This window comes from Kitasatospora sp. NPDC127035 (assembly GCF_042726075.1).
Taxonomy (GTDB): domain Bacteria; phylum Actinomycetota; class Actinomycetes; order Streptomycetales; family Streptomycetaceae; genus Kitasatospora.
This window is the reverse complement of record NZ_JBHXDN010000047.1, coordinates 1-22,358: the sequence shown is the minus strand read 5'-3', so window position 1 is coordinate 22,358 and position 22,358 is coordinate 1. Positions and strand designations below refer to the sequence as shown.

14 protein-coding genes and 2 pseudogenes are annotated in these 22,358 nt (G+C 69.2%); 5 read left to right on the top strand and 11 right to left on the bottom strand.

Annotated elements, in window-relative coordinates; all coding sequences use genetic code 11:
* Positions 1-740: 740 nt before the first annotated feature.
* From ACFWIC_RS27640 to ACFWIC_RS27630, 3 genes are read right to left on the bottom strand one after another with little or no spacing between them, the layout of a single operon-like run.
* Positions 741-1,622 carry an inositol monophosphatase gene (locus ACFWIC_RS27640; RefSeq protein ID WP_329948563.1) on the bottom strand — a complete coding sequence of 294 codons (882 nt, stop codon included), beginning with the start codon at positions 1,620-1,622 and terminating at the stop codon, positions 741-743.
* On the bottom strand, positions 1,600-2,256 hold the full coding sequence (locus ACFWIC_RS27635) for a hypothetical protein (protein ID WP_329876750.1): 657 nt from the start codon (positions 2,254-2,256) through the stop codon (positions 1,600-1,602). Before ACFWIC_RS27635 ends, ACFWIC_RS27640 begins: the two co-directional genes overlap by 23 nt.
* A 40-nt stretch (positions 2,257-2,296) precedes the next feature.
* Positions 2,297-3,268, bottom strand: coding sequence for a hypothetical protein (locus ACFWIC_RS27630; protein ID WP_329876752.1), 972 nt, complete (start codon positions 3,266-3,268; stop codon positions 2,297-2,299).
* Positions 3,269-3,658: 390 nt separating this feature from the next.
* On the opposite strand from ACFWIC_RS27630, the gene ACFWIC_RS27625 reads away from it, so the two are divergent.
* Positions 3,659-3,928 carry a helix-turn-helix domain-containing protein gene (locus ACFWIC_RS27625; RefSeq protein ID WP_380520270.1) on the top strand — a complete coding sequence of 90 codons (270 nt, stop codon included), beginning with the start codon at positions 3,659-3,661 and terminating at the stop codon, positions 3,926-3,928.
* Between the two features lie 62 nt (positions 3,929-3,990).
* Positions 3,991-4,848 carry a RimK family alpha-L-glutamate ligase gene (locus ACFWIC_RS27620; protein WP_380520269.1) on the top strand — a complete coding sequence of 286 codons (858 nt, stop codon included), beginning with the start codon at positions 3,991-3,993 and terminating at the stop codon, positions 4,846-4,848.
* A 209-nt stretch (positions 4,849-5,057) separates the two neighbouring features.
* On the opposite strand, the gene ACFWIC_RS27615 is transcribed toward ACFWIC_RS27620, so the two are convergent.
* A complete protein-coding gene (locus ACFWIC_RS27615) occupies positions 5,058-8,627 on the bottom strand; it encodes a ricin-type beta-trefoil lectin domain protein (RefSeq protein ID WP_380520268.1) in 3,570 nt (1,189 codons plus the stop codon).
* Positions 8,628-9,599: 972 nt separating this feature from the next.
* Between ACFWIC_RS27615 and ACFWIC_RS27610 the strand changes: the two genes are divergently transcribed.
* A complete protein-coding gene (locus ACFWIC_RS27610; RefSeq protein ID WP_380520267.1) occupies positions 9,600-16,385 on the top strand; it encodes an RHS repeat-associated core domain-containing protein in 6,786 nt (2,261 codons plus the stop codon).
* Positions 16,386-16,388: 3 nt separating this feature from the next.
* Positions 16,389-17,018 (top strand): hypothetical protein, encoded by a 630-nt coding sequence (locus tag ACFWIC_RS27605; RefSeq protein ID WP_380520266.1) that lies wholly within the window; start codon positions 16,389-16,391, stop codon positions 17,016-17,018.
* Positions 17,019-17,209: 191 nt separating this feature from the next.
* Here the strand turns inward: ACFWIC_RS27605 and ACFWIC_RS27600 are convergent, their stop codons facing one another.
* From ACFWIC_RS27600 to ACFWIC_RS27570, 7 genes and pseudogenes are all read right to left on the bottom strand, one after another.
* Positions 17,210-18,280: a tyrosine-type recombinase/integrase gene (locus tag ACFWIC_RS27600; RefSeq protein WP_380520265.1), complete on the bottom strand. Its 1,071-nt coding sequence runs from the start codon at positions 18,278-18,280 to the stop codon at positions 17,210-17,212.
* 146 nt (positions 18,281-18,426) lie between these two features.
* Positions 18,427-18,591, bottom strand: a complete 165-nt coding sequence (locus tag ACFWIC_RS27595) for a helix-turn-helix domain-containing protein (protein WP_078896235.1) — start codon at positions 18,589-18,591, stop codon at positions 18,427-18,429.
* 250 nt (positions 18,592-18,841) lie between these two features.
* Positions 18,842-20,152: pseudogene (locus ACFWIC_RS27590) on the bottom strand (replication initiator); the annotation flags it as partial.
* Between the two features lie 32 nt (positions 20,153-20,184).
* On the bottom strand, positions 20,185-20,388 hold the full coding sequence (locus tag ACFWIC_RS27585) for a hypothetical protein (protein ID WP_380520264.1): 204 nt from the start codon (positions 20,386-20,388) through the stop codon (positions 20,185-20,187).
* A 14-nt stretch (positions 20,389-20,402) separates the two neighbouring features.
* Positions 20,403-20,597, bottom strand: a complete 195-nt coding sequence (locus ACFWIC_RS27580) for a hypothetical protein (RefSeq protein WP_380520263.1) — start codon at positions 20,595-20,597, stop codon at positions 20,403-20,405.
* A 105-nt stretch (positions 20,598-20,702) separates the two neighbouring features.
* Positions 20,703-21,176: a hypothetical protein gene (locus tag ACFWIC_RS27575; protein WP_380520262.1), complete on the bottom strand. Its 474-nt coding sequence runs from the start codon at positions 21,174-21,176 to the stop codon at positions 20,703-20,705.
* A 500-nt stretch (positions 21,177-21,676) separates the two neighbouring features.
* A pseudogene (locus tag ACFWIC_RS27570) lies at positions 21,677-21,949 on the bottom strand (tyrosine-type recombinase/integrase); the annotation flags it as partial.
* Positions 21,950-22,033: 84 nt separating this feature from the next.
* Between ACFWIC_RS27570 and ACFWIC_RS27565 the strand changes: the two are divergent.
* Entirely contained in the window at positions 22,034-22,240 is a 207-nt protein-coding gene (locus ACFWIC_RS27565; RefSeq protein WP_380520261.1) for a hypothetical protein, read from the top strand.
* Positions 22,241-22,358: the final 118 nt, after the last annotated feature.

Genomic DNA, 22,358 nt, shown 5'->3' with positions numbered 1-22,358 from the left:
CGGTCACCGGCCGGCCGGCATGGTCCTGCCCCACTGGCGGCGCTCGGGCGCTGTGCAATCTGCCCTCCTGTCCTTGAACGGCTCCTGCCATGAAACCCCTGATCCCTGGCGTGCTGCGTGACGAACCGCAGTTCGCCCGCCTGTTCATCGGGCATTCCCTGTCGGTGCTGGGCGACCGTGTGTCGTTCGTGGCCGTGCCCTTTGCCGTGCTCTCGGTAGGCGGATCCGTCTCGGACGTTGGTCTGGTGGCCGCCGCAGGTCTGGTGCCCATGCCGGCGTCCGGGACAGTGCAGGGCGCCGCCGGGGGGACCTTCCTCGCGGAACTGCGCGCCGGTTGGGTTCAGCTGCGCAGCCGCACGTGGGTGTTGTCCGGCCTGGCCGGCATGGCGGTCTACCACGTTGTCGTGCTGCCGTCGGTCGACGTACTGGGGCCCGTGCTTGCCCAGCGCGAGTGGGGCGGTGCGGCAGGCTGGTCGGTGGTGGTCGCAGCCTTCGGTGCGGGGGCCGTCGTCGGCGACGTATGCGCCTACCGGCTCACGATCGAGCGGCCGACGGCCCTGGCCGCTGCGGCGCTGGCGGTGGCCTCCTGTCAGGCGGTCGTCATCGGATCCGGTGCACAGCTCGTCCTGATCGCGGTCCTCGAAACGGTCACCGGCGTTGCCGTTTCCCTCTTCTTCGTCCCGTGGGAGACGGCGCTGCAGACACAGGAGGACACAACGGGGGGCAGGGCGGGCCGGATGTCACCGGGCGGCGGGTCCCCCGGGTCCGTCCGGGAGACCGGCGTGGGCGACCAGGTCGAGCAGGTACGGCACGATCTCAGGACGGCCCGCGACGTAGCTGCGGGCGGTGTCCGGCTGCCCGATCCGCGCGCTGAACCCGCCGCCGTCCAGCGCGCGGACCACCAGACCCGCCTCGGTCGCCAGCAGACTCCCGGCGGGCAGGTCGATCTCCTCGGCCCGGTAGCCGACGAAGCCGTCGATGAGCCCGCACGCCAGCAGCGACCAGGTGAGCAGCGGCGCCCAGAGCTGGAGCACCCGGCGGGCGCCGCTCTCCAGCCCGTCCTTGAGCGCCCGGGCCACCGGGTCGCCGCCCGTCACCCCGTGCCCCTGCGTCCAGCCGAGCACCGGCCGCCCCGCGCCCGGCGGGCGCACCGGGGCGCCCAGCCTCCCGGCCGGCCCGTACGCCCCGCAGCCGTGCACCGCCCGCCAGGTCCGGCCGGCGACCGGGTCGTGGACCACGCCGACGACCGGCTCGTCGTCCACGCAGAGGGCGATGCCGACCACGTAGGCGGGCAGGCCGATCACCACGTTGTTGCTGCCGTCCAGCGGGTCGACCAGCCAGGTGCGGCGGGAGCCGGGCCGGCCGGCCGTGGCGCCGCCCTCCTCGGCCAGGATGCGGTCCGCCGGGAAGCGTTCGGTCAGCCTGCGGGTGACCAACTCCTCGGCCAGAAGATCGAGTTCGGTGACGACGTCACCGTCCTCCCCTTTGGTGTCCACCCGGAACGCGTCCAGGAAGCGGGCGCGCAGCAGGGCGCCCGCCTCCTCCGCGGCCCGCACCGCGACCCGGCACTCCTCCGCGTAGGCGGGCGGCGCGGCCCCCTCACCCGGTCCTGTCGTGTCCACTGATCCTCCTGGCTGCCTCGTCGGCGATCCGGGCCGTCCGGGCCGCGTCGCAGAGTCGCCGCACCACGCGGCGGGCGGTGCCGTCCACCGGCCCCAGCACCACGTCCACCGGCCCCGGCACCGTCCGGCCGAGGACGACGGTGGCGGCGGGCGCGGCGTCCGGCAGCACCGTGGCGTGGAACTCGCCGGCGCCGAGGGTGTACGTCTCGCCGCGCGCGCTGGTCTGCTCGGCCAGCGGCTCCCAGCGGACCAGCCGCGGGGTCGGGCGGATCTCGTCCGCCCCTCCGGCGCTGTACACCTCGAACGCCCGGTGGGTCGGCCGGCCGGGCTCGTCGTACACCCCGACCCGCAGGTTGCCGACCCGGCCGTAGAGCACGCTGCTCTTCAGCTCCCAGCTGTGGCAGTGGATCTCGCGCTCCGCCCCGGCCGGGACCGGGTCGAAGACGTGCACGCACACGCCGTACGCGCCGTCGCGCAGCACCGGCAGGCAGTAGAAGCCGAGCGGGTGCGCGACCGCGCGCAGCGACCGCGCGCCGGAGGCCACCTCGGCCAGCAGTCCGCCGACCAGGCCGTCCAGGCCGGGCTCGGCGGTGGTGCGTCCGGTGGCCCGTTCGAGTGTCGTGAAGAGGTTCATCGTCTCCCCCTGGTTCCCCCTGCGGGCGCGGTGCGCGCGGCTACCGGCGGTACGGGTTGTCCGCGTGCAGCGCCCGGTCGATGATGTCGCCGACGTCCCGGTCCGAGAAGGCCGTCGGCAGCGGGATGCGCAGGTGCTCGAACAGCCGCCGGGCCTCGTCCACCGTCGGGTCGTCGCCGAGCGGCTCGGTGTCCCGGAGGTCGAGCTTGACCGCCTGCTCCCGGTAGTGGTGCAGCTCGGTGACGTAGTAGTCGTACAGCGGACGGCCGCGTTCGACGTAGATGCTGACCCGCCGCGGGTCGTCCTGGGTGATGATCAGGCAGGAGGCGGAGACGTCGAACCGCAGCGACGGCGCCACCTCCGAGAGGTGGACGTCGATCTCCAGGGTGTCCAGGCGCTGCCGGTACCAGGCGGCGGCCAGCACCGTCGCGTAGGACTCCTTGCGGGTGCGCTCCACGCTCCAGCCGCCGTCGTGCGCGCCGTGCGCGCCGTCCGCCCGGCTGCCGAAGGTCCCCCGGAACCGCGCGTACGCGGCGCAGGCCGCCTCGTCGCCCGGGTGCACGATGTCGATCTTGACGGTGAGCGCGCGGCGGCGGCGCCGCGCCTCCTGGACGCACTCGGGCAGGGTGACGGCCCGCAGGTACGTGCCGGTGCCGCCCTTGAACACCCACCGGTCGGTGTCCTGACGAGCCCGCTCCAGCGCCCGCTCCAGGTCGACCCCGGCCAGCTCGCGCACCGAGGTCAGGTTCTCCAGCGCCTGCCGGGCGCCCTCCGTCGCCTCCCGGATGTCCACCACCCGGCGCCGGCGCTCGGCCAGCGAGCCGTACACCACGGCCGCCAGCACCAGCAGCGTGGCACCGGAGACGACGTTGTCGCCCAGACCGCCGCCGAACAGGTCGAGCAGGCCGACGACCAGCGCCCCCAGCAGGGCCACCACGCCGTCCGAGTTCCTGAGTACCCACGCGATCGCGCTCTCCAGCCGCCGGCCGGGACCCGCACCCCCGTGCACCACGCCGACACCTCCTTCGATCGTCAACATGGTAGGTGCGGCGTGAAGTTGACGGCCAGTGAGTTGCCGGTCGGGTTCGGGTCGCGAACCGGTCGCATCCTGGCAGGCCCTGGGCGCACGCGGCGGACGGGGGCCGTGCCGCCGGGGCGTGCGAGCGGGCGCGGGGCCCACGGGGGCGGCGCCCCGCGGAGAGGGCGGGCGCCGTCCCCGGCCGATCGGCGGAACAGCTCCGCGTGTTCGGCGGCCCACGCGTGCAGCGGGCGCGCCGGGGCGCCGGTGACGTCCCGGACCGTGCCGGTCACCGGCTCGGGGTCACCGATCCGCGCCTCGACGAAGGCCGGCGCCCCGTCCACGACACCGGGCGGCCGGCCCCCGGCGAGCAGCCGCCCGCGGGTGTCCTCCCGGGGAACCTCCTCCCGCGCGGCGTTCGCCCGGCGGTTCACCGACCTGATCGGCCGGCCTCCCCTCGGCTACCTGACCCGGTGGCGGACGACGGCGGCGGCCCGGCTCCTCCGCGCGACCGAGAGCCCGCCCGACGCCGTCGCCACCCAGGTCGGTTACGGCTCCGACTACGCCTGCGCGCACGCCTTCCGGCGCGGGTTCGGACTCCCCCGGGGCGCTACCGACGGCAGGAGCGGACCGCCCGTCCGGGGGCCTCCCTAGACTGAGGGCCCGCCCGCCCCCGACCTCCGGAGACTTCCGTGCGCCCTGCCAGAATCGCGGTCGTGACCGCCCGCGCCGCCGCGGCGTACGACGCCGACCTCCCGCTGATACTCGACGCCCTGCGGGCCGATGGCCTCGCCGCCGAGGCGGTCGACTGGGACGCCGAGGCCGGGAGGTGGGACCGGTTCGACCTGGCCGTGATCCGCTCCACCTGGGACTACGCGGAGCGCATCGACGAGTTCCTGACCTGGGCCGACACCACCGCGCGCGCCACCCGGCTGTGGAACCCCGCGTCCGTGGTGCGCTGGAACAGCGACAAACGCTACCTGTCGGCGCTCGCCGGACGCGGCGTCCCGGTCGTGCCGACCCGGTTCCTCCAACCGGGCGGGTCCGCCCGCGAGGAGGAGCTCCCGGCCGGCGACATCGTGGTCAAGCCCGCCGTCTCCGCCGGCTCCCGGGACACCGCCCGCTACGAGCCCGGCCAGACCGCCGACGCCCTGCGCCACGCCCGCCTGCTGCTCGGCCAGGGCCGCACCGTGATGGTCCAGCCCTACCTGCGCCGGGTCGTGGAGGGGGAACGCGCCCTGGTGTTCCTCGGCGGCGACTTCAGCCACGCGATCCGCAAGGGCCCGGTCCTGACCGAGGCCGGGGTGATCGACAACCTGCGGGTGGCCCACCCCGGCGTCACCCCCTACGAGCCGACCGAGGCGGAACTCCGCATCGCCCGCTCGGCCCTCGCGGCCCTCCCCGCAGCCGGTCCCCTCCTGTTCGCCCGGGTCGACCTCGCGCTGGACGAATCCGGCGACCCGGTGGTCATGGAACTGGAACTGATCGAGCCGAACCTCTTCCTCGCCCACAGCCCGCAGGGGCTGGAACGCTTCACCGCGGCCGTGGCCGCCAAGGCCGCCGAAGCGGGCTGACGGCGGCCCGGGCGGGGCGATGCGGAACCACCGGTACGGCGCGGCCAGGGTGCGCGGGCGAAGCCGGTGTGCCCCACGAACCGGTCGCCCCGCCCGGGTCGGGGCGTCAAGTGGACGGGCCCGCCACCGGCTGCCAGCTCCCCTGGTCTTCCACCACGGGAACGACGAGGGCCCCGCCGGTCGGCGGGGCCCCTTGACGGGTGAGAGTGTCAGGAGCTGCGTTCGGCCTGGAGGGTCCAACGCTGATTGTCCTGGAAGCCTGGACAGTCCCAGATGCCAAGCCGGGTCCCCTGTGCGGTATCCCACCTGGGAAGCTCGAGACACTTGCCACCGGGATTGTCCGCGGTGACAGTGGCGGGCACGAACAAGCGGCCGTCGGGACGCAGGCTCCACTTCTGGCCGCTGTTGCCCTTGCAGCGGGCGAGGACGGTGAGCGTGCCGTTGTCGAGCGCGTTGTCCCTGGTGGAGAGGCACAGACTGCCGTTGCGGACGGTTCCGTCACTGGCGAAGTTGAAGCGCTGGTTGCCGGTCTCCCAGCAGTTGTAGGCAGCTAGTTCGGCACCCTCGCGAGCACCGCCCTCGGCATCCGCACACAGCCAGCGCGCATGGATGGAGTGGATCGAGACACTGGCATCGGCATACCCCGCGAACGCCCACGGAGCGAATCCGTCCACCTTCCCGGCCACCCCGGTGCTGCTGGTGCCAGGGAAGATCGCGAGCACGTTGAGGATGTCGACAGTCCACAGGTCGGCGAAACCGTCGTTGTTGAGGTCACCGGCCCCGACCAGCGGGTGGCTGCCGGAGGGCAGTTGGGTGCCCACGGAGAGGGGGATTCCTCCGCCGGGGTTGGTGAGCGCGGTGTAGTCGACAGTACGGTCGGACTTCCACCCGAGCGGATAGCTGTAGAAGTCGCCGGTGGACCGGTTGCGGGCCCACAGGGTTGCCTGGGCGACCTCCTTGCCGTCGTTGGGGTTGACCGTCTTGCCGTTGGCGGCACCGGGGTTGATCAGCTCGAAGTCGGACCAGTTACCGGACGACGAGGGAATGAGCGTCGCGGTGGCGACGTCATTGGCCAGGCCGTTGGGCTGGAAGAGGTAGAGCTTGCCGCCCTCAAGAGTCAGCAGGGAGGTCTGTGTGGTGATGACCTGGCGGTTGGGGTCCTTCTTGTCGGCACCCACGGCCTCGCCCTTGGGCGTGCCGAGCGCGATCACCTGGTCGGCACCCGCCCAGTTCGCGCTGCTGTAGTCGGGGCAGGGAGCAGTGGTGCCCCAAATGGTGCACGTAGAGGGCCGAGTGAGGACGCTCGGCGTGAGATCGTCGAAGCGGCCGGTGCCGTCGTTGGGGATCAGGTACACGTTATTGCGCAATTCCGCGGCGTTCGGCTTGGCGGGGTTGGTGAAGTGCGCGAAGATCTGGTCCACGGCCTGACCGAAGTTCAGTGTGCCGTGATGACTGAGCTGGAAGTCGGACCACGTGGTGCCGTATTCACGGCTTCCGGGCGCAGCCGAGGCCGGTGCCGCGAGAGAGGTCGCCGGATCGGCGCCGCCTGCGGTGATGCGCAGGTTCCCGCTCTTGTCGGTGGTGACGATGTCGGCCTTCTGGTCGTTGTCGACATCACCGAAGATCGGCTGGGTCCCGGGCCGCCAGGGAACGTAGAAATTGTAGACGGCAGGCTGGCTGTAGTTGCCGGCCACATCCATCGCCCAGGCGTAGAGGGTGTTGATGCCCCACTTGCGCGGCTGGTGGTAGTAGGGCTGCCCCACAGCGATGGTGTCGGCGTCCTTGCAGTGCCAACCGACAACCGGGGTCGGGTCGGTGCTGACTCGCAGGCAGGCTACGCCCGAGGCTTGGAGGCCATTGCCAGGGGCTGGATCCTCGGCATTGATCGAGAACGTACTCCACTCGTTCATGTAGACGATCGGGTTGGGATTCGGGTTGCCCGCCGGCGGGTAGTCGGTGGAGCTGATACTGACCCGCGGGTTGGTGCGGTCCACCCTGAAATAGCACCAGGCACTCGCATCCGACGTGAGAATCCCGTCGGCCGCCCCGGCGTACCAGCCGTACTGGTGACCGTCGCTCAGCGAGCCCGGCGTGACGGCTTCTGCCGGGTAGTTGTAGCTCCCGCCCCAACGACCATCTCGAAACGTGAAGTTGGGATCATTGTCGTCCCACATGTGGAATCCGGTCCACAGTGGAAGCCCGGTCGGCGACCAGCTGTTACTGGTGAGGTAGATGTTCTGATTGCTTCCGATCCATCCAGGGTTGTCCCAGGGGTTGGCGCCACCGGTGTTGCACTCCGCATCGCCTCCGTCGATGGAGAAGCTCTTCGCGAAGCCAGGGGTGGGAGACGTCCGCGGATGCCAGACTGTGGGCGTGATGTCGTAGGTGGTGGTGATACTGGGCCGACTGTCCAGATGGTGTCGGTAGAGCTTGTTGCCCTCGCCTCCGGTCGGCGCGATGCCGATCGTCCAGGTGGCCCACCTTCCGGCAGCCGCGCGCTTCATCATGTCGGTGACGTCGACGGCCAGTGGCCCACCGTTGCCGGTGATGAGCTGGCTGCCGATGAACTGGCAGCCTTCCATGACGAGACCAGAGTTCGAGTATTCGCAGGGCTGGTCTTTCCACTTGCTGTGTTCGTGGATCGCCCTGGGAGCCGAATAGATGCCCAGCTCGGTCGGCGTACTCGGACTGGCTGCACCGGTCACCTGGCCGTTGAGGGTGGAACTGAACAGCACCGGAGGCGAGTTCGCTCCACTGACGACCGTGTATATAGCGGGATTCACGGCAAACTGGAAGTAGGCGCGCTGACGACCTTCCTTCCCGCAGTCCTGATTCGGGTCCGGGCTGTGATAGCCACAGAATCCGGTCGCGAGGTTGGTCTTCTTGTTGTAGTACTCGTATTCGTCGTGGTTCTCCTGTACCTCGACCGAGCCCTGGATCCCGCTTGTCACGGCAGTGAGTGAGGGATCGAGATACCACGGCCCCGTACCGACTCCGAGCATGGATTGATCAGGCGTCAGCTCGATTGAGCTTCCGACAACCTTGGTGCCGATGACGGCGACGTTCGCACCGTCTCCCGGAGCCTCGGCGGTGGACCGCGCCCCCTCGACGACCGGCTCACCGAGGGCTGGCGCACCGGCAGCGGATCGTGCCTTGGCGTTGGCAGCCGGCGTTGTCACCGGGGACCGGGAGGAGTCCCATTGGAGGGCGACCGGCGAACGGAACCGCGCGGTTCCGTGTTCGTCCTTGACATCGATGCCGCCCTGCGCATCCGTGCTGACAGTCAACCCCTTGGCGTCGATCGGGAAGCGCAAGGACTTCAGTTCAGGATTCGCAGCGGCCTCGGCAGTGTGAACGACGAGGACGTCCCGCCAACCCCCGACTGCCAGTGCGGTGAGCTGGAGGTCCACACCGGGCAGTACGTCCGGGTAGGTCGCGGTCGCACCGTTCAGGCTGGGCTTCGGCAGGGGGAAGGGCGCGGTGACAGCCAGTTCCTTGCCGTCAGCGGTAGCCACCGTCGCCATCGGACCACTGCCGCCGCCGGAGAACGTCAGCGGAGTCGAGGCGACGGCAGGGCCGAGAGTCCCGTCAGGGTTGGTCCGCAGGGCGGTGTCGATGTCCACCCAAGCGCCCCCGCGCTTCACGCGGACCGCCTCTGCGTCGTCGGTGGTGACCAGCTTTCCGTCCGGACTCGCGACCGTCTTCGACGCCTCGCTCGTCATGGCGTCCACGACAACGGACCTACCCGTGGTCTTTGCCTTGGCGAGGGCATCGAACACGACCTGCTGCTCCGGCGTTCGCGGGGGCGCGGGAGTCGGGGCCTCGATCGGAGTTACACCACCTACCGGCCCGTGGGAAGGCGAAGCCGGAGGGCCGGCCGCGAGCGCCGACGGAGCCACCAGCAGACCGAGCCCGAGTGCCCCGCTCATCCCGAGCGCGGTCAGCCGCACCGCGCGGGTGCTAATAGACGGAGGTGGAGATGTGTATACAAATGTACGTGAGTTTTCGGACATGCCTCTTCTGAATTCCCTCCCCTGCCGAGCTCCTCTTCGGAGCGATGTTCGGGTCGGAACGATGCTGCCTCACAGCCCTGGCGGTCAACCCCGTCCAGGGCCTCGGACCGACATGTCCGGAAACCGGTCGATCCGACGGTCAAGAGTCCGTAAACATCGGCCGGACGCCGAAAGAACTCGCTGGCGACGTGTCAGACCCATCACTTATCGTCACCTCGACCATGGGAGCACCTCGCTCGCATGACGTGCTGTCAAGACCAATCGAGGGGTTGCACGGTGGGGGTTCTGCCTGCCCGCGAACGGGCTGGAAGATCGACCGGAGGCCGATGGCGGTCACCGGTGACAGCGGCATTTGCCGCATTGATGCTGATGGGGGTCGCGGTACCGCCAGCAGCGGCGTGGACCTACCCTGAGCCGAGGGGGAAGGTCTGGACTCCACCCGGCACTCCCCCGAGCGACGGGGCATTGTCGGTCGAGGGCCGCGATGTCCTTCCGCCCGGGCGGCCGACCGCCTCCAAGCCCGCCGAGTGGAAGCCGCAGACGACACCTGCGGTCGTGACCGGAACCGAGACCGTGAAGCTCGGATCCGATGGTGTCGAGGCGCTGGCCGCTCGGTCGGCCACGGGCGGAGCTTCGCCCTCCTCGGGCGGCGCCGTGGGCGCCAAGGCCGGGAAACTGGCCGTACGAGTAGCTCCTGGCAGCTCTGAGGCGGAAAGCGCGCGCACCGTCCAGGTCCAGGTGACCGGACAGGATCAGGGCCTGGCGGCCGGCGCCACCGGCCCACTGGTCGCACTCTCCGATGTGGATGCTCCGACATCCGACAGTGGTCGTAAGGCCACCGTCTCCCTGGACCTCAATGCTCTCCGAGGCGGCGGCTGGTCGGACCGCGCGGTACTGCTCGCGTTGCCGTCATGCGCACTGACGACCCCGGAGCGGTCCGAGTGCCGGTCCCAGACGCCGGTGCCGTCCCACCTCGACGGGCGCGGATCGCTGACCGCCGAGGTGAGTCTTCCGGCCGGTGGCTCGACGACCGGCGCAGCGAGGACGAGCCCCCAGGCTTCGGGAGTCGAAGCCGCTCCGTCCGGCGCGCAGGCACTGGTCCTGACGGCAGCAGCCGCGCCGTCGGGTGCAGGCGGAAGCTACACCGCGACCTCGCTCTCGCCGTCCTCCGCCTGGAGTGCCGGTTCGCACACCGGCAGCTTCTCCTACGCCTACCCCATCGCGGTCCCACCGGCTCTCGGCGGCTCGACACCGATCGTTAGCCTGGCCTACAACTCGGCCGCCGTCGACGGCAAGACGTCGGCGACCAACTCCCAGTCCTCGTGGATCGGCGACGGCTGGGTGTACGAGCCCGGCTTCATCGAGCGCTCCTACCGGAACTGCGCGAAATCCGGCATCGCCGGCTCGGGCGATCAGTGCTGGGGCGGCCAGAACGCCACCCTCGCGTTGGGCGGCCGGTCCGGCACCATCGTCCGCGACGACGCCACGGGAGCCTGGCACCTCCAGGACGACGACGGTTCCAAGATCGAACAGCTCAGCGGCGCACTCCGGTCCGCCGGTGACACCGACTACCGGGACATGGAGTACTGGCGGATCACCACCTCCGACGGCACCCAGTACTACTTCGGCCGCAACCACCTGCCCGGCGGGGACGGTGGCGACCCTGCGGCCAATTCCGTTCTGACGACCCCGGTCTACTCGCCGAAGAGCGGCGACCCGTGCTACCAGCCTGCGACCGGGAGCGCCTCGTGGTGTCAGATGGCGTGGCGCTGGCAGCTCGACTACGTGGTCGACACCCACGGCAACCTCACCACGTACAAGTACGGCACCGAGGGCAACAAGTACAACCGAGGCGGCGGCCAGAACAACCTCAACGGCACCCTCACCGACTACCAGCGCGCGGCCTACCTCAAGGAGATCGGATACGGCCAGCGCCTCGACGAGCAGCGAACCGCGAGGGGTTCGCTGAACCCGGCTTCCAAGGTGGTGTTCAGTACTGCGGAGCGCTGCAGGCCGTCCGACCCGATCACCTGCGCCGAGGATCAGCGAACCACGGTGAACGCGGACGCCTGGCCGGACGTGCCGATCGACCAAATATGCACGGGCTCCGGGGCCTGCACGAACTACTCGCCGACCTTCTTCTCCACCAAGCGCCTGACCACCATCGCCACCCAGGTCGTCGTGGGCGGCTCCTACCGCGAGGTCGACAGCTGGTCACTGAGCCAGTCCCTCGCCGATCCGGGTGACGGCACCAAGCGGACCTTGCAGCTGGACTCCGTCCAGCGGACCGGGTCCAACGGGCAGACACCGCTCAGTCTGCCCCCGGTGACCTTCACATACCGGATGATGGCCAACCGCGTCGACGGACTGGTCCCGCCGTCACCGATGTTCATGCGCCCCCGGCTGCAGGGCATCACCAACGAGACCGGCGGACGGATCAACATCATCTACTCCGACCCGGAGTGCTCCCGGGTCAACAACCACATGCCGGCCTCCGAAGACGCCAACACCATGGCCTGCATGCCCGTGAAGTGGTACCTGCCGGGGCAGTCCTCTCCCGACCCCGTCAACGACTGGTTCAACAAGCCGCTCGTCCGGACGGTCACCGAGCAAGACCTCGTGAGCACCCCGTCCGTCGGCCGGACCACCGAGTACACCTACGGCGGCGGCGCGGCCTGGCACCGCAACGACGCGGAGTTCATCGACCCCAAGACCCGTGCCTGGGACGGCTTCCGCGGCTACCAGACGGTGACCACGAACACCGGAAGCGGTTCGGCGAGCGAGGCGCCCCGGACTCAGCAGAGGATCACCTACCTCCGTGGGATGCACGGCGACTACCTGCTGAACGGCACCCAGCGGAACGTGCAGGTCGCCAGTCCTCTGGGCGGCACCGTCACGGACGAGGACTGGCTCACCGGACGCGCTGTCGCGACCGAGGTCTTCGACCGCGCAGGCGGTACCGTCCAGATGTTGTCCGGCAGCACCTCCAGCGGACAGCAGGTCACAGCGACCCACGTCCAAGGTGCGGGCGCACCAAAGATCTACGCCCGCTACCCTGACTCACAGGTCACCGGAATCACCAAGGCCAGACTGGCAAACGGTAGCTGGCGGACAGCCACGTCGACGACCACGACCGACCCGGCCCACGGCAACCGTGTCACACGTCTCAATGACAAGGGCGACGGTACCGCCGCGACTCCCGAGACCTGCACCATCACCAGCTACGCCACCAGTACCGACCCCCAACTCCTGACGCTCCCCTCCGAACGGGTAACCGTCCAGGGGCCGTGTGCCACGGCCACAGCGGCAAACACACTCATCGGCAGCCGCACCCTCTACGACGGCAAGCCGTTCGGCCAGGCCGGAGCGGTCGGCGACGCGACAAGCAGCCAGGTCCTCGACCACTTCGACCAGTCCGGCAAGGCCGTCTATGCCCAGGGCTCGAGCCTGACGTTCGACGCCTACGGGCGGGGCCGGACCAGCACGACCACCGACGGATCGACGTACGACTGGACCGGTGCCCAGCTGACCGGCCCGTCCGTGACGACCGCAGTCACATCCGTCGCCGTCACCCCGGTCTCCGGTGTCCTGCCGACCTCCGTGGTCACGACGAGCCCGATGGGCGCGGACTGGACCACCTCGGTCACCGTCGACCCCGGTCGTGGCCTGCCGCTGACCAGCCAGGACGCCAACAGCAGGGTGGCGACGACGAAGTACGACGCGCTCGGTCGGCTCACGGCCGTCTGGTCACCGGACCGGCCGACCACCGGCCACCCGAGCCAGAAGTTCGGCTACTCCGTCAAGGGTGACGCCGGCCCGAGCGCCGTCACGACCGAGACGCTGACCGACGACGGCGTCACCAACTCCGCGGTCGTCGACATCGTCGACGGCCTCGGCCGGTCCAGGCAGACCCAGAGCACGAGCGCCGCCAAGCCGACCGGTCGACTCATCACCGACACCGTGTACGACACGCACGGCTGGGTGATCAAGACCTCCAACCCCTACTACGAGAGGACCTCCTTCCCGACCGAATCGATCTTCGTTCCGGTCGCTGACGGACAGATACCCGGCCAGACCCGGAACTCCTACGACGGCAACGGGCGCGTGGTGCACTCGGAGTTTCGCTCGTACGGCAACCCCCAGTGGGCGTCCACCACCGCCTACCCCGGCGCGGACCGGACGGACGCGACCCCTCCCAACGGCGCGACGCCGATGTCCGTCGTAACCGACGCACGCGGCCGGACGGTAGCAACCTGGCAGTACCGCACCACCGCGGCCACCGGCAACCCGGCCGACGCCGACGTCACCAACTACGCCTACACGGCAGCCGGGCAGTCCGCAGGTCACAGCGACAGCAGCGGCAACTCGTGGAGCTACACCTACGACCTGCGTGGCCGGCAGGTCACGGCGTCCGACCCCGACACCGGGGTGACCCGGACCTTCTACGACGCGAACAGCCGGGTGGATCACACGGTCGACTCCAAGGCCGGCGTTCTGGCCTACACCTATGATCTGTTGGGCCGTCGGACCGGCAGCTACAACGGGAGCGTAGCCCCTGCCAATCAGCTGGCGAGCTGGAGTTACGACACCCTGGCCAAGGGGATGCCGACCTCCTCGACCCGCTACGTCGGCGGTGCCGGCGGCGCCGCCTACACCAAAGGCGTGACCGGCTACGACACCGCGTACCGGCCCCTCGGAACCTCTGTCTCGATTCCCTCGACCGAGGGAGCCCTGGCCGGAACCTACACGACCGCCAACACGTACAGCCCGGTCCTCGGCGCACTGAAGACCCTCAGCATCCCAGCAGCAGGTGGTCTGCCCGCCGAGACGGTGTCGTTCGGCTACACGATCACCGGCCTCCTGATCTCGTCTGCCAGCCTCGACGAGGCTGTGATCGCCAAGGTCTCCTACGACCCCCTGTCCCGTCCACTGGAAACCGTCGTCGGCGCGTACGGAAGTCAGGTCGCTTCGCTCCAGCAGCACGACTGGGCCACCGGCCGGTTGATCAACAACTTCGTCTACCGTCAGACCGGCACGGTAGCGACCGACCAAACGAGCTACACCTACGCTCCGTCAGGCCGCATCACCTCGATCAGCACGATCCAGGACGCCGCGGCCACTGACACCCAATGCTTCACCTACGACTTCCAGGGCCGGCTCACCAACGCCTGGACCGACACCGACGGCACCTCCACCACAGCCGACTGGACCGACTCCTCCGGACAGGTTCACGGCACGGGTGGTTCTACAACCGTGCCTGGCATCGGCGGGTGCCGCAACGCCAGCGGGCCCGCCACCGTGAACCCCGGCGGGCGCACCATCGGGGGCCCGGCCCCGTACTGGAACACCTACGCCTACGACTCCACCGGCAACCGTACGAGCCTCGTACAGCACGACATCACCGGCAACAGCCTGAACGACACCACCACGACACAGACCTTCGGCGCCGCGCAGAACCGCAACACCCCAACCACTGCGCCCAACACCGGTGGCGGAACCGGCGGGCCGCACGCGCTGCTCACATCAGCCACCAGTGGCCCTGGCGGCACCAAGACTGTCAGCTACCAGTACGACGCCAAGGGCAGCACCACCGCCATCACCGACACCGCCGGCACGACCACGCTGACCTGGAACGGCGAGGACAAGCTGGACTCCCTGGCCCAGACGGCCGGCGGCACCACCAGCTACCTCTACGACGCCGACGGCAACCAGCTGATCCGCCGCAACCCGGGCCGGACGACGCTCAACCTGCCCACTGACGAGCTGACTCTCGACACCGCCACCGGCGCCACGAGCAACGTCCGCGCCGTCGCCTCCGCAGGTGGCCTGACCTACACCCGGGTCACCGCTCCCATCGGCGGCGGCACCGTCCTCGTCCAGGCCGGCGACCACCACGGCACCGGCGGCCTGCAGATCGGCAGCGGCGACGACCAGCCCGTCACCCGGCGCCCGACCGACCCCTTCGGCAACCCGCGCGGCACCCAGCCCGCAGCCTCCGACTGGGCCGGCACCAAGGGTTTCGTCGGCGGAAGCAAGGATGAAGCCACCGGCCTCACCAACCTGGGGGCCCGCCAGTACGATCCCTCGACCGGCCGCTTCATCAGCGCCGACCCGATCCTCGATTCCGCGAACCCCCAGCAGTGGAACGGCTACGCGTACGGCGAGAACGACCCGATCAACCGCAGTGACCCGAGCGGCCTCGCAACACCCGAGTGCGGCACCCTCTACGACTGCTCGGGCACCGGTGGAACCATCACCATGTCCAACACTCAGCAGACTAGCGACTATCGCGACTACAGGGCGCAGGAGCGGTACTACGAGACCCAGGTAAACACCAGCTACGTCGCGAACAGGAACTACGTCCACGACCAGGTCTACAAGAACTACGGCCAGAAGCCGCCGAAGGGCGGTGCGCGCGAGTTCCTCAAGAACCTCTTCAAAGCGTCCAGGACGGCAGTCGTCGAGCTGACTCCCGTCGGCGACGTGAAGAGTTGCGTCGACGACCCCGGAGCGATGTCCTGCGGCCTCGCTGCCACCTCGTTCGTCAAGACCAAGTGGATCAAGCTCATCGGCGAGAAGGTCCTGAAGGACCTCCGGAAGGCTCCCGACGCCTCGACTCCCAACACCACGCCGCAGGCCCCGAGTAACCCCTGCAAGCACAGCTTCCCTCCGAGCACCCAGGTACTCATGGCGGACGGAAGTACCAAGGAGATCGGAGAGATCAAGCAGGGCGACAAAGTCAGCGCCACCGATCCGCAGACGGGGGAGACCTCAGCGAAGTCGGTCACCGAGAAGATCGTCACCCCGGACGACACCGACTTCACCGAGCTGACCCTCACTCTCCCGACCGGGGAGACCACCACCCTGGTGTCCACCTCCCACCACCCCTACTGGGACGACACCACCCAGCGGTGGACGGCGGCGTCAGACCTCCCGCCCGGCCACAATCTGACGACCCCCGATCACAGCTCCATACACATCCTCGCCGTACACACCTACAAGACCGCCCCCCAGCGCGCAGACAACCTGACTGTCGACAGCCTCCACACGTACTATGTGCTGGCAGGCAGCACGCCGGTCCTGGTCCACAATTGTGGCCCCGGACTTGCGACTGAGGACGACGCGATGCTAGCCCTCGGTCGCGCGGAGGAGTTGCAGGCATCCCGAAATGACTACTTCATGGCAGACGTGAAGGGCACTACGGCAGTGATTGGCGTCTTCAACTCCAAGACAAAGACGTTTTCCAATCGAATCGGAATCAATGGGGGTGGCGCAATGCCATCCGGATGGAAGCTTCGACCGGGAGAGGAATTTGTGCAGGCCGCAGGGCATGCCGAAGAAGGCATCATCAACAGCCTCGGGCCAAATGAACACGCCATATTCGGTGCGGCATCACGAAACTTCTGCATCGCCATCTGCTCGCCAGCACTGAATGTCCGCGGAGTAACATTGGGCGGCGCAGGAATCCGCGGCCACGCCGCACAGAATTCCCAATTCACAACCTTCTGGGCCACTGGAGACTAAGCTATGGAAAATTCGCCAGAACTACAGGCAATTTCGAATGCTTCCACCTCCGAGCTGATGCTGATCTGCACTGCAGCTGCAGAACGAGGGGCCTCCTTCTGCCGAGCCCTAGGCACTTCAGAGCTGCTGACCTGGGTTGATGCCTCGCTTGAGCTCGCCTGGGCGGAAGCCTCCGGTGAATCCGTGCAGGACGCGTGCGCCGAGGCACTGGATGAGCTGGAGATGGAGCCCCAGGAGGGCGAGGACGACTCCTCTCGCCCCGAGTTCTATTTGACCCAGGCCGTAGGCTTGGTGGGAAATGCGCTCGCCAATTCACTGAGGCCGTCGGCTGCAAAAACAGAGATGTCCATCAATACGATCAGGTCACTACTCTCCATGATCGATTTCAAACTAGGAGGAGAGAGGCCCGTGGTAGTCAAATACGGGACAGAACTCCCCCCTCCGGGGCCACTGGTACAAATGGAGATTGATGCCGAGCGTCGAGTAATTTCTCTTTTCACTCAAGGAGAAGTTGCCAACCAGGATGAAGTAATCGCATCAGCAGTCAGCGCGCGGGCATCTTCTGGTGAATTTGCCACACACCTTGCTCGCTTCATCGGAGAATTCTCCAAAATGAGCCACTGGGAAATCTAGATTTCGGGATAATCCGGAGAGCTGGAATCTTCAGCGAGAACCAGGAAGCCTCCCCAGAGATTTTCTGGGGAGGCTTCCTGGTGTCTTGACGTCACCTGTTGACGTCACCGAGTGGGGTCCAAGATCCCATTTTCTGGCGGGTCGCCGCCGTCGCTGTGGCCATCGGGCTTGGTATAGGGGTTGCGGAGGGCCTAGCCGAGGAGGTCGATGGCGTTGCGTTGGATACGGAGTCTGACGTGGGTGTAGACGGTGGCGGTGACGCCGATGTGGGCGTGCCCCAACAGCTCCTTGATAACGACGAGTTCGACGCCCTGGTCGAGGAGGAGGGTAGCGGTGGTGTGTCGGAGGTCGTAGGTGCGGATCCGGCGGAGGCCGGCTTGGTGGAGCAGTGTGGCGAAGCGTCGGTTGAGGGTGCTGGGTTCGATCGGGAGCGCGGTGCTGGGCGCCGTGAAGATGTAGCCGCGGGGGTTCCAACGCAGTCCTGCGGCCTCTTGCTCGGCTTGCTGGCGGGTCCGGTGCGTGTGCAGGGCCTGGACGCAGGCGGCGGGTAGGGCGATGCGCCGTTCGGAGGCTTTGGTCTTGGTGGGGAACAGCACGAGCCCGTTGTCGCTGGTGCGTTGGAGTGAGCGTCGGATCACGGCCGTGCCGGCGCTGAGGTCGACGTCCTCCCAGGTGAGGCCGAGGAGTTCGCCCCGCCGCAACCCGGTGTGGAGGGCGAGGTGCACCACAGGGTGGAGCGGATGGTCTGGGGCAGCGTCGAGCAATTGGCGGGCCTCTTCGACGGTCAGAGGCTCGAACCGTCGCGGCCGGGGTGTACCGAGCCGGACGTTGCGAGCGACGTTCCGCGAGATCTCCTCTTCCTGGACAGCATGCTCCAGGGCGGTCTTGAGCACGGTGCGGATGTAGGTGAGCGTGAGTGCACTCAACACCCGCCGGCAGCAGTCCCCCACGGCACAGCAGCGCTGCTTCGCCGGCGTTCGCTTGTGGTCGATGCGGCGGGCGCAGCACTGGCAGCGGGTTCGTAGGCCGTCGAGCCAGGTGCGGATGTCCCTGGCGGTGAGTTTGGAGAGCTTCTTCGCACCGAGGCCCGGGATGATGTACAGGCGGGCGACCGCGGCGTAGCGGGTGTGAGTGGTCTCGCGCACGCGGTGCACCGCGACGGTGTCGAGCCAGTAGGTGACCCAGTTGCCGACGGTGCCTTGGGCGTGGACGATCGGGACACCCCGGGTGCTGGCGGCTTTGGCGTCGGTGAGCTTGTCCATCGCCTACTGGCGGGTCCTGCCGTAGACGTGGAGCCGCTGTCACTTGCCGTTGGCGGCCAGCACGTAGGCGGCGGCTTCTCATCGGCCGTCCTTGCGTTGGAACACGGTTCCTTCGCCGTTGGCGCGGTTCTTCTTCTGGGCTGCCATCAGGCTGCCTCCTCCAGTCGGGAGGCCACGAACGAGCGGTACGAGCCGTACGGGATGCGGCGGGCCCGGCCGATGGTGATCGAACGCAGCCGGTTGGTGCGGATCAGGTCGTAGACCGCCGAGCGGCCGAGCCGCAGCCGTGCCATCACCTCGGGAACGGTCATCAGGTCGTCGTCGGACACGGCTCACCTCCTGCTCGTTCGAGGGCCTCGTCGAGGGCGGCGCGCCAACGGACACGTTCGGCGACGGCCCGGAGCAGCCGGGTCGCAAGCGGCGACATGTCGGGGTCGCCCGGGCGCACGGGCTCCCAGACGTAGCGGCTCGGCTCGGCACGGCACGGCCGGCGGTGTCGCCGAGGACGTCGAGGACCCAGGTCCGGCGTTCGGTGCGGTGGTCGGTGAGGGTCTTGCCGGACCACTTGCGGGAGACCAGGACCCTGCGGCCGCCGTAGCCGAGGTGTTCGCGTTTGTGGGCGCGGGAGCGGCAGGCGCCGGGGCGCAGGGCGGGGTGGGCGTTCTTGGGCTGGATGCCGTGGAGGAGCCAGTTGGCGCAGGTGGGCGAGCAGGGTTCGTGGCGGAGTTCGGCGGCGAGGCGGTCGACGTGGTCGCTCTCGGTGGCGTCGGTCGGGGTGTGGCACTCGGCGACGGACTTGGTGAGGTACTTGGTCAGGTAGCGGACGCAGCGGGCGGCCTGCGGGGAGCCGACGAGGACGCCTTGGGCGTCGAGCTGGGGGCCGAAGCGGAGTACGTGCGCGGGCTGGGCTTCGGGGTCGTCGTCGAGTTGGTCGAGGGCGTCGTCCCAGGTGGGCAGCGGTTCGTGGGTGGTCGGGTCGAGGAAGGCGCCGTGTTCGGGTGACCAGTGCGGCGGCGCGTCGGGGGCGTGGACCGGGTGGTCGGCGGGCGGCCACCAGACCTGGTGGTAGGTGGCGGCGACGACCTGGCGCAGTTCGGCGCGGGAGACGGTGCCCCGCAGGGCGAGGTGCAGGTGCGGGGCGAGGCGGCGCTGGGGTTCGACGACGGCGAAGTACTGGACGTCGTGGCCGACGAAGCGGCGCAGGTTCTGGACGAACCGGTCGATGAGCTTGGGGAAGTGGAGGGCGTCCCGTGCGGCCCGGCGGTAGTCGTAGGTGGTCGGGTCGACGGGGGTGCCGTCGGCGCGGACGCGTCCGTACGAGGGCAGGGTGAGGGTCAGGAACAGCGAGGGGCGGAAGGTCCGGCCGTCGGGCGTGGTGTGCGCCTTGCCGAGGGTGCGGTTCTCGACCGGGCGGCGGGGCAGGTCGCTGGTGTCCTGCCGGCGTCGGGTGGAGCGGACCCGGCGGGCGACGGGGGCGGGGGCGAGGGAGCCGCGGACGCCGGTCTCGGCGAGTTCGGTGTCGATCTCCACGAGGAGCGAGGCGAGTTCGTCGGCCTCCGGCCCGGTGGCCGCGGTGTGGGCCTTGGTCAGGTCGGCCCGCAGTCCGGTGAGGTACTGCTGCGCGGCGGTGGCGTGTTCGGGTTCGAGGACGGGTTCCTCGGTGAGGTGCCAGCCTTCGCGGCACTGGGCGGCGCGCAGGCGGCGCTTGCGTTCGGCGCAGCTGGGGCACAGGCTCGCGCGGGTGGCGCCGCACGGGATGTCGACGAGCTCGGTGTGGCCGGTGGCGGTGTCGGTGCGGCGCAGGGCCACCGGCCGGACGCAGACGCCGTGTTCCTCGGCGACCTGGCGGAGCACGGAACGGGCCAGGGGCATCCAGGCCCGTTCCGCGCGGGTGGTCCCGGTCATCAGCGGTCTTCCGAGTAGCAGAAGACATAGAGGGTCTCCATCAGGCGGACCAGGTCGTGGCCAGTGGTGATGGGCGGGAAGCCGGCGTCCTCGATCCGGCGGGCGATGTCGAAGAACAGGCCGCGGGTGAAGCGCGGGTCCTGGCCGTTCGCCGGCGTGGGGAGGAGGTAGTTGGCGGCACTGGGCAGGCGACGGTTGGTCATGGCGGTACCTCCGGTCAGGGGTGGATGGTGGCGAGGGTCTTGGTGAGCCAGGCGAGCAGGTGCTTGATCAGGGAGGAGGCGCCGGTCTCGGCGAGGAGGAAGCCGAAGACGCCGCAGAGGATCAGGTGCGTGGCCATCAGGGCCTGGTGCCGGAGGAGGACGGCGATCAGGGCGCCGAGGAACAGGACGAGCGAGCCGGTGACGATCACGGCTGTGCACCACCTTCCGAGGACGTGTCCACGTTGCTGTCCAGGGGGCTAGACACCCCGTAGACGGACTGGTTGTCGTACCGGGCGACCAGGGCCTCGATCTCGTCATCCGAGACGTAGGCCGCCCCGCACGCGGACCGGGGTCGGGCTGCCCTCGTTGCGGACGTAGCCGACGCCCGCGCCGGTCGTGGGGTCGGGCGAGATCAGGTCCGCGTACGCGCCCCGGTCGCGGGCGCCGCTGCCGAGGACCATGTCCACCTGGGCGGCTTCGTCCATGCGCAGCGCGATCCGGTCGGGGAACAGGTTGCGGAGGTTCATGACTTCCTTGCGGGGGTCCTGGAGGGCCCCGACGAGGCAGAAGCCGACCGAGCGGCCCCGGCTGGTCAGGGTGGCGATCGCCGCCTCGGCACGGCGCCGGAGGTCCCGGTCGGGTTGGTAGGCGGTGAGGAAGGCGAGTTCGTCGACCATGACGACGACGAACGGCGAAGCCGCGGCGGGAACGTGGGCCCGGAGGCGGCCGGCGAAGGCCAGGGCGCGTTCCTGCATCCGGTCGACGGCCGCTTCGAGCAGCTCGACCATGACCTCGGGGTCGCTGGCGTACCTGGTGAGCAGGCCTGCACCGAAGGACAGTTCAGCGCCCGGACCCGGCCGAACCACCCCCTCAGCCGGCTGCGGAGTGTTCGCCGCACCGGCTTGGGAGTGCGGCTGGCAGCCGTGAACGGCTTGGCAAGCGGGTCGAAGGTCCACGCCCGCAGGACCACGGCCCCGCGGCGGGGGCTGGCCAGTTCCACCCGGTGGACGCGCCAGGCGTGCGCGATCCCGTATGCGTGCTGGGCTACCTGTTCGGGGACCTGGCCCGGGAGTAACCCGATCAGGACGTCCAGGCCGCCGGGGTGCTTGCGCATCCGCGCGATGCGCGGCCACACGTACTCGTACGGGGCGTCGAAGCGGGGAAGCGGTGCCTGCTGCCACAGCCCCAGGGAGTAGCTCAACTCCGGCCAGCCGCGCCGGATCCTCAAGTGGCCCCACCGGATCGCTTCCGGTGGGGCCACTTGATCGTTTGACGTCACCTGTTGACGTCACCGGGTGAGGTCCAAGATCCCACTTCCCGGTAGGCCGTCGCCGTTGCTGCAGTCGGCGGACCCTGCGTCGGGGTTACGGAGGGCCTTGCCAAGGAGGTCGATGGCATCGCGTTGGATGCGGAGCCTGACATGGGTGTAGACGGTGGCGGTGACGCCGATGTGGGCGTGGCCGAGGCGTTCCTTGATGACGACGAGTTCGACGCCCCGGTCGGGGAGGAGAGTGGCGGTGGTGTGCCGGAGGTTGTGGAAGCGGATCCGGCGGAGGCCGGCTGCTTCTGGGTCGCCGCCGACCCCACCGCCGCCCACGCCGCGCTCACCGGTACCGTCCCCCGCGCCGAGGTTACCGGCTTCACCATGGTCAGCGACGGCGTGTCCCGCCTGGTCGACCGCTTCCGCCTCGCCGACTGGTCCGAGGCCCTGAAGCTCATCCACGACCAGGGCTCGGCTGCCCACATCCGAGCAGTCCGCACTGCCGAACTCGCCGACGCCGACGCCGACGGCAAACGCTTGCCCCGCGGCAAGGCCCACGACGACACCGCCGTCGCCACCGTCACGCTGTAGTCCGCGAACCCCGAAGCCCTACTTAAGAAGACATCTCATTTGGGTGGGTTGAGTAGACTCCGAGTGTGCTGATCGTTGAGCGGCTGGTGCCGGATGAGCTGTGGGAGTTGTTCCAGTT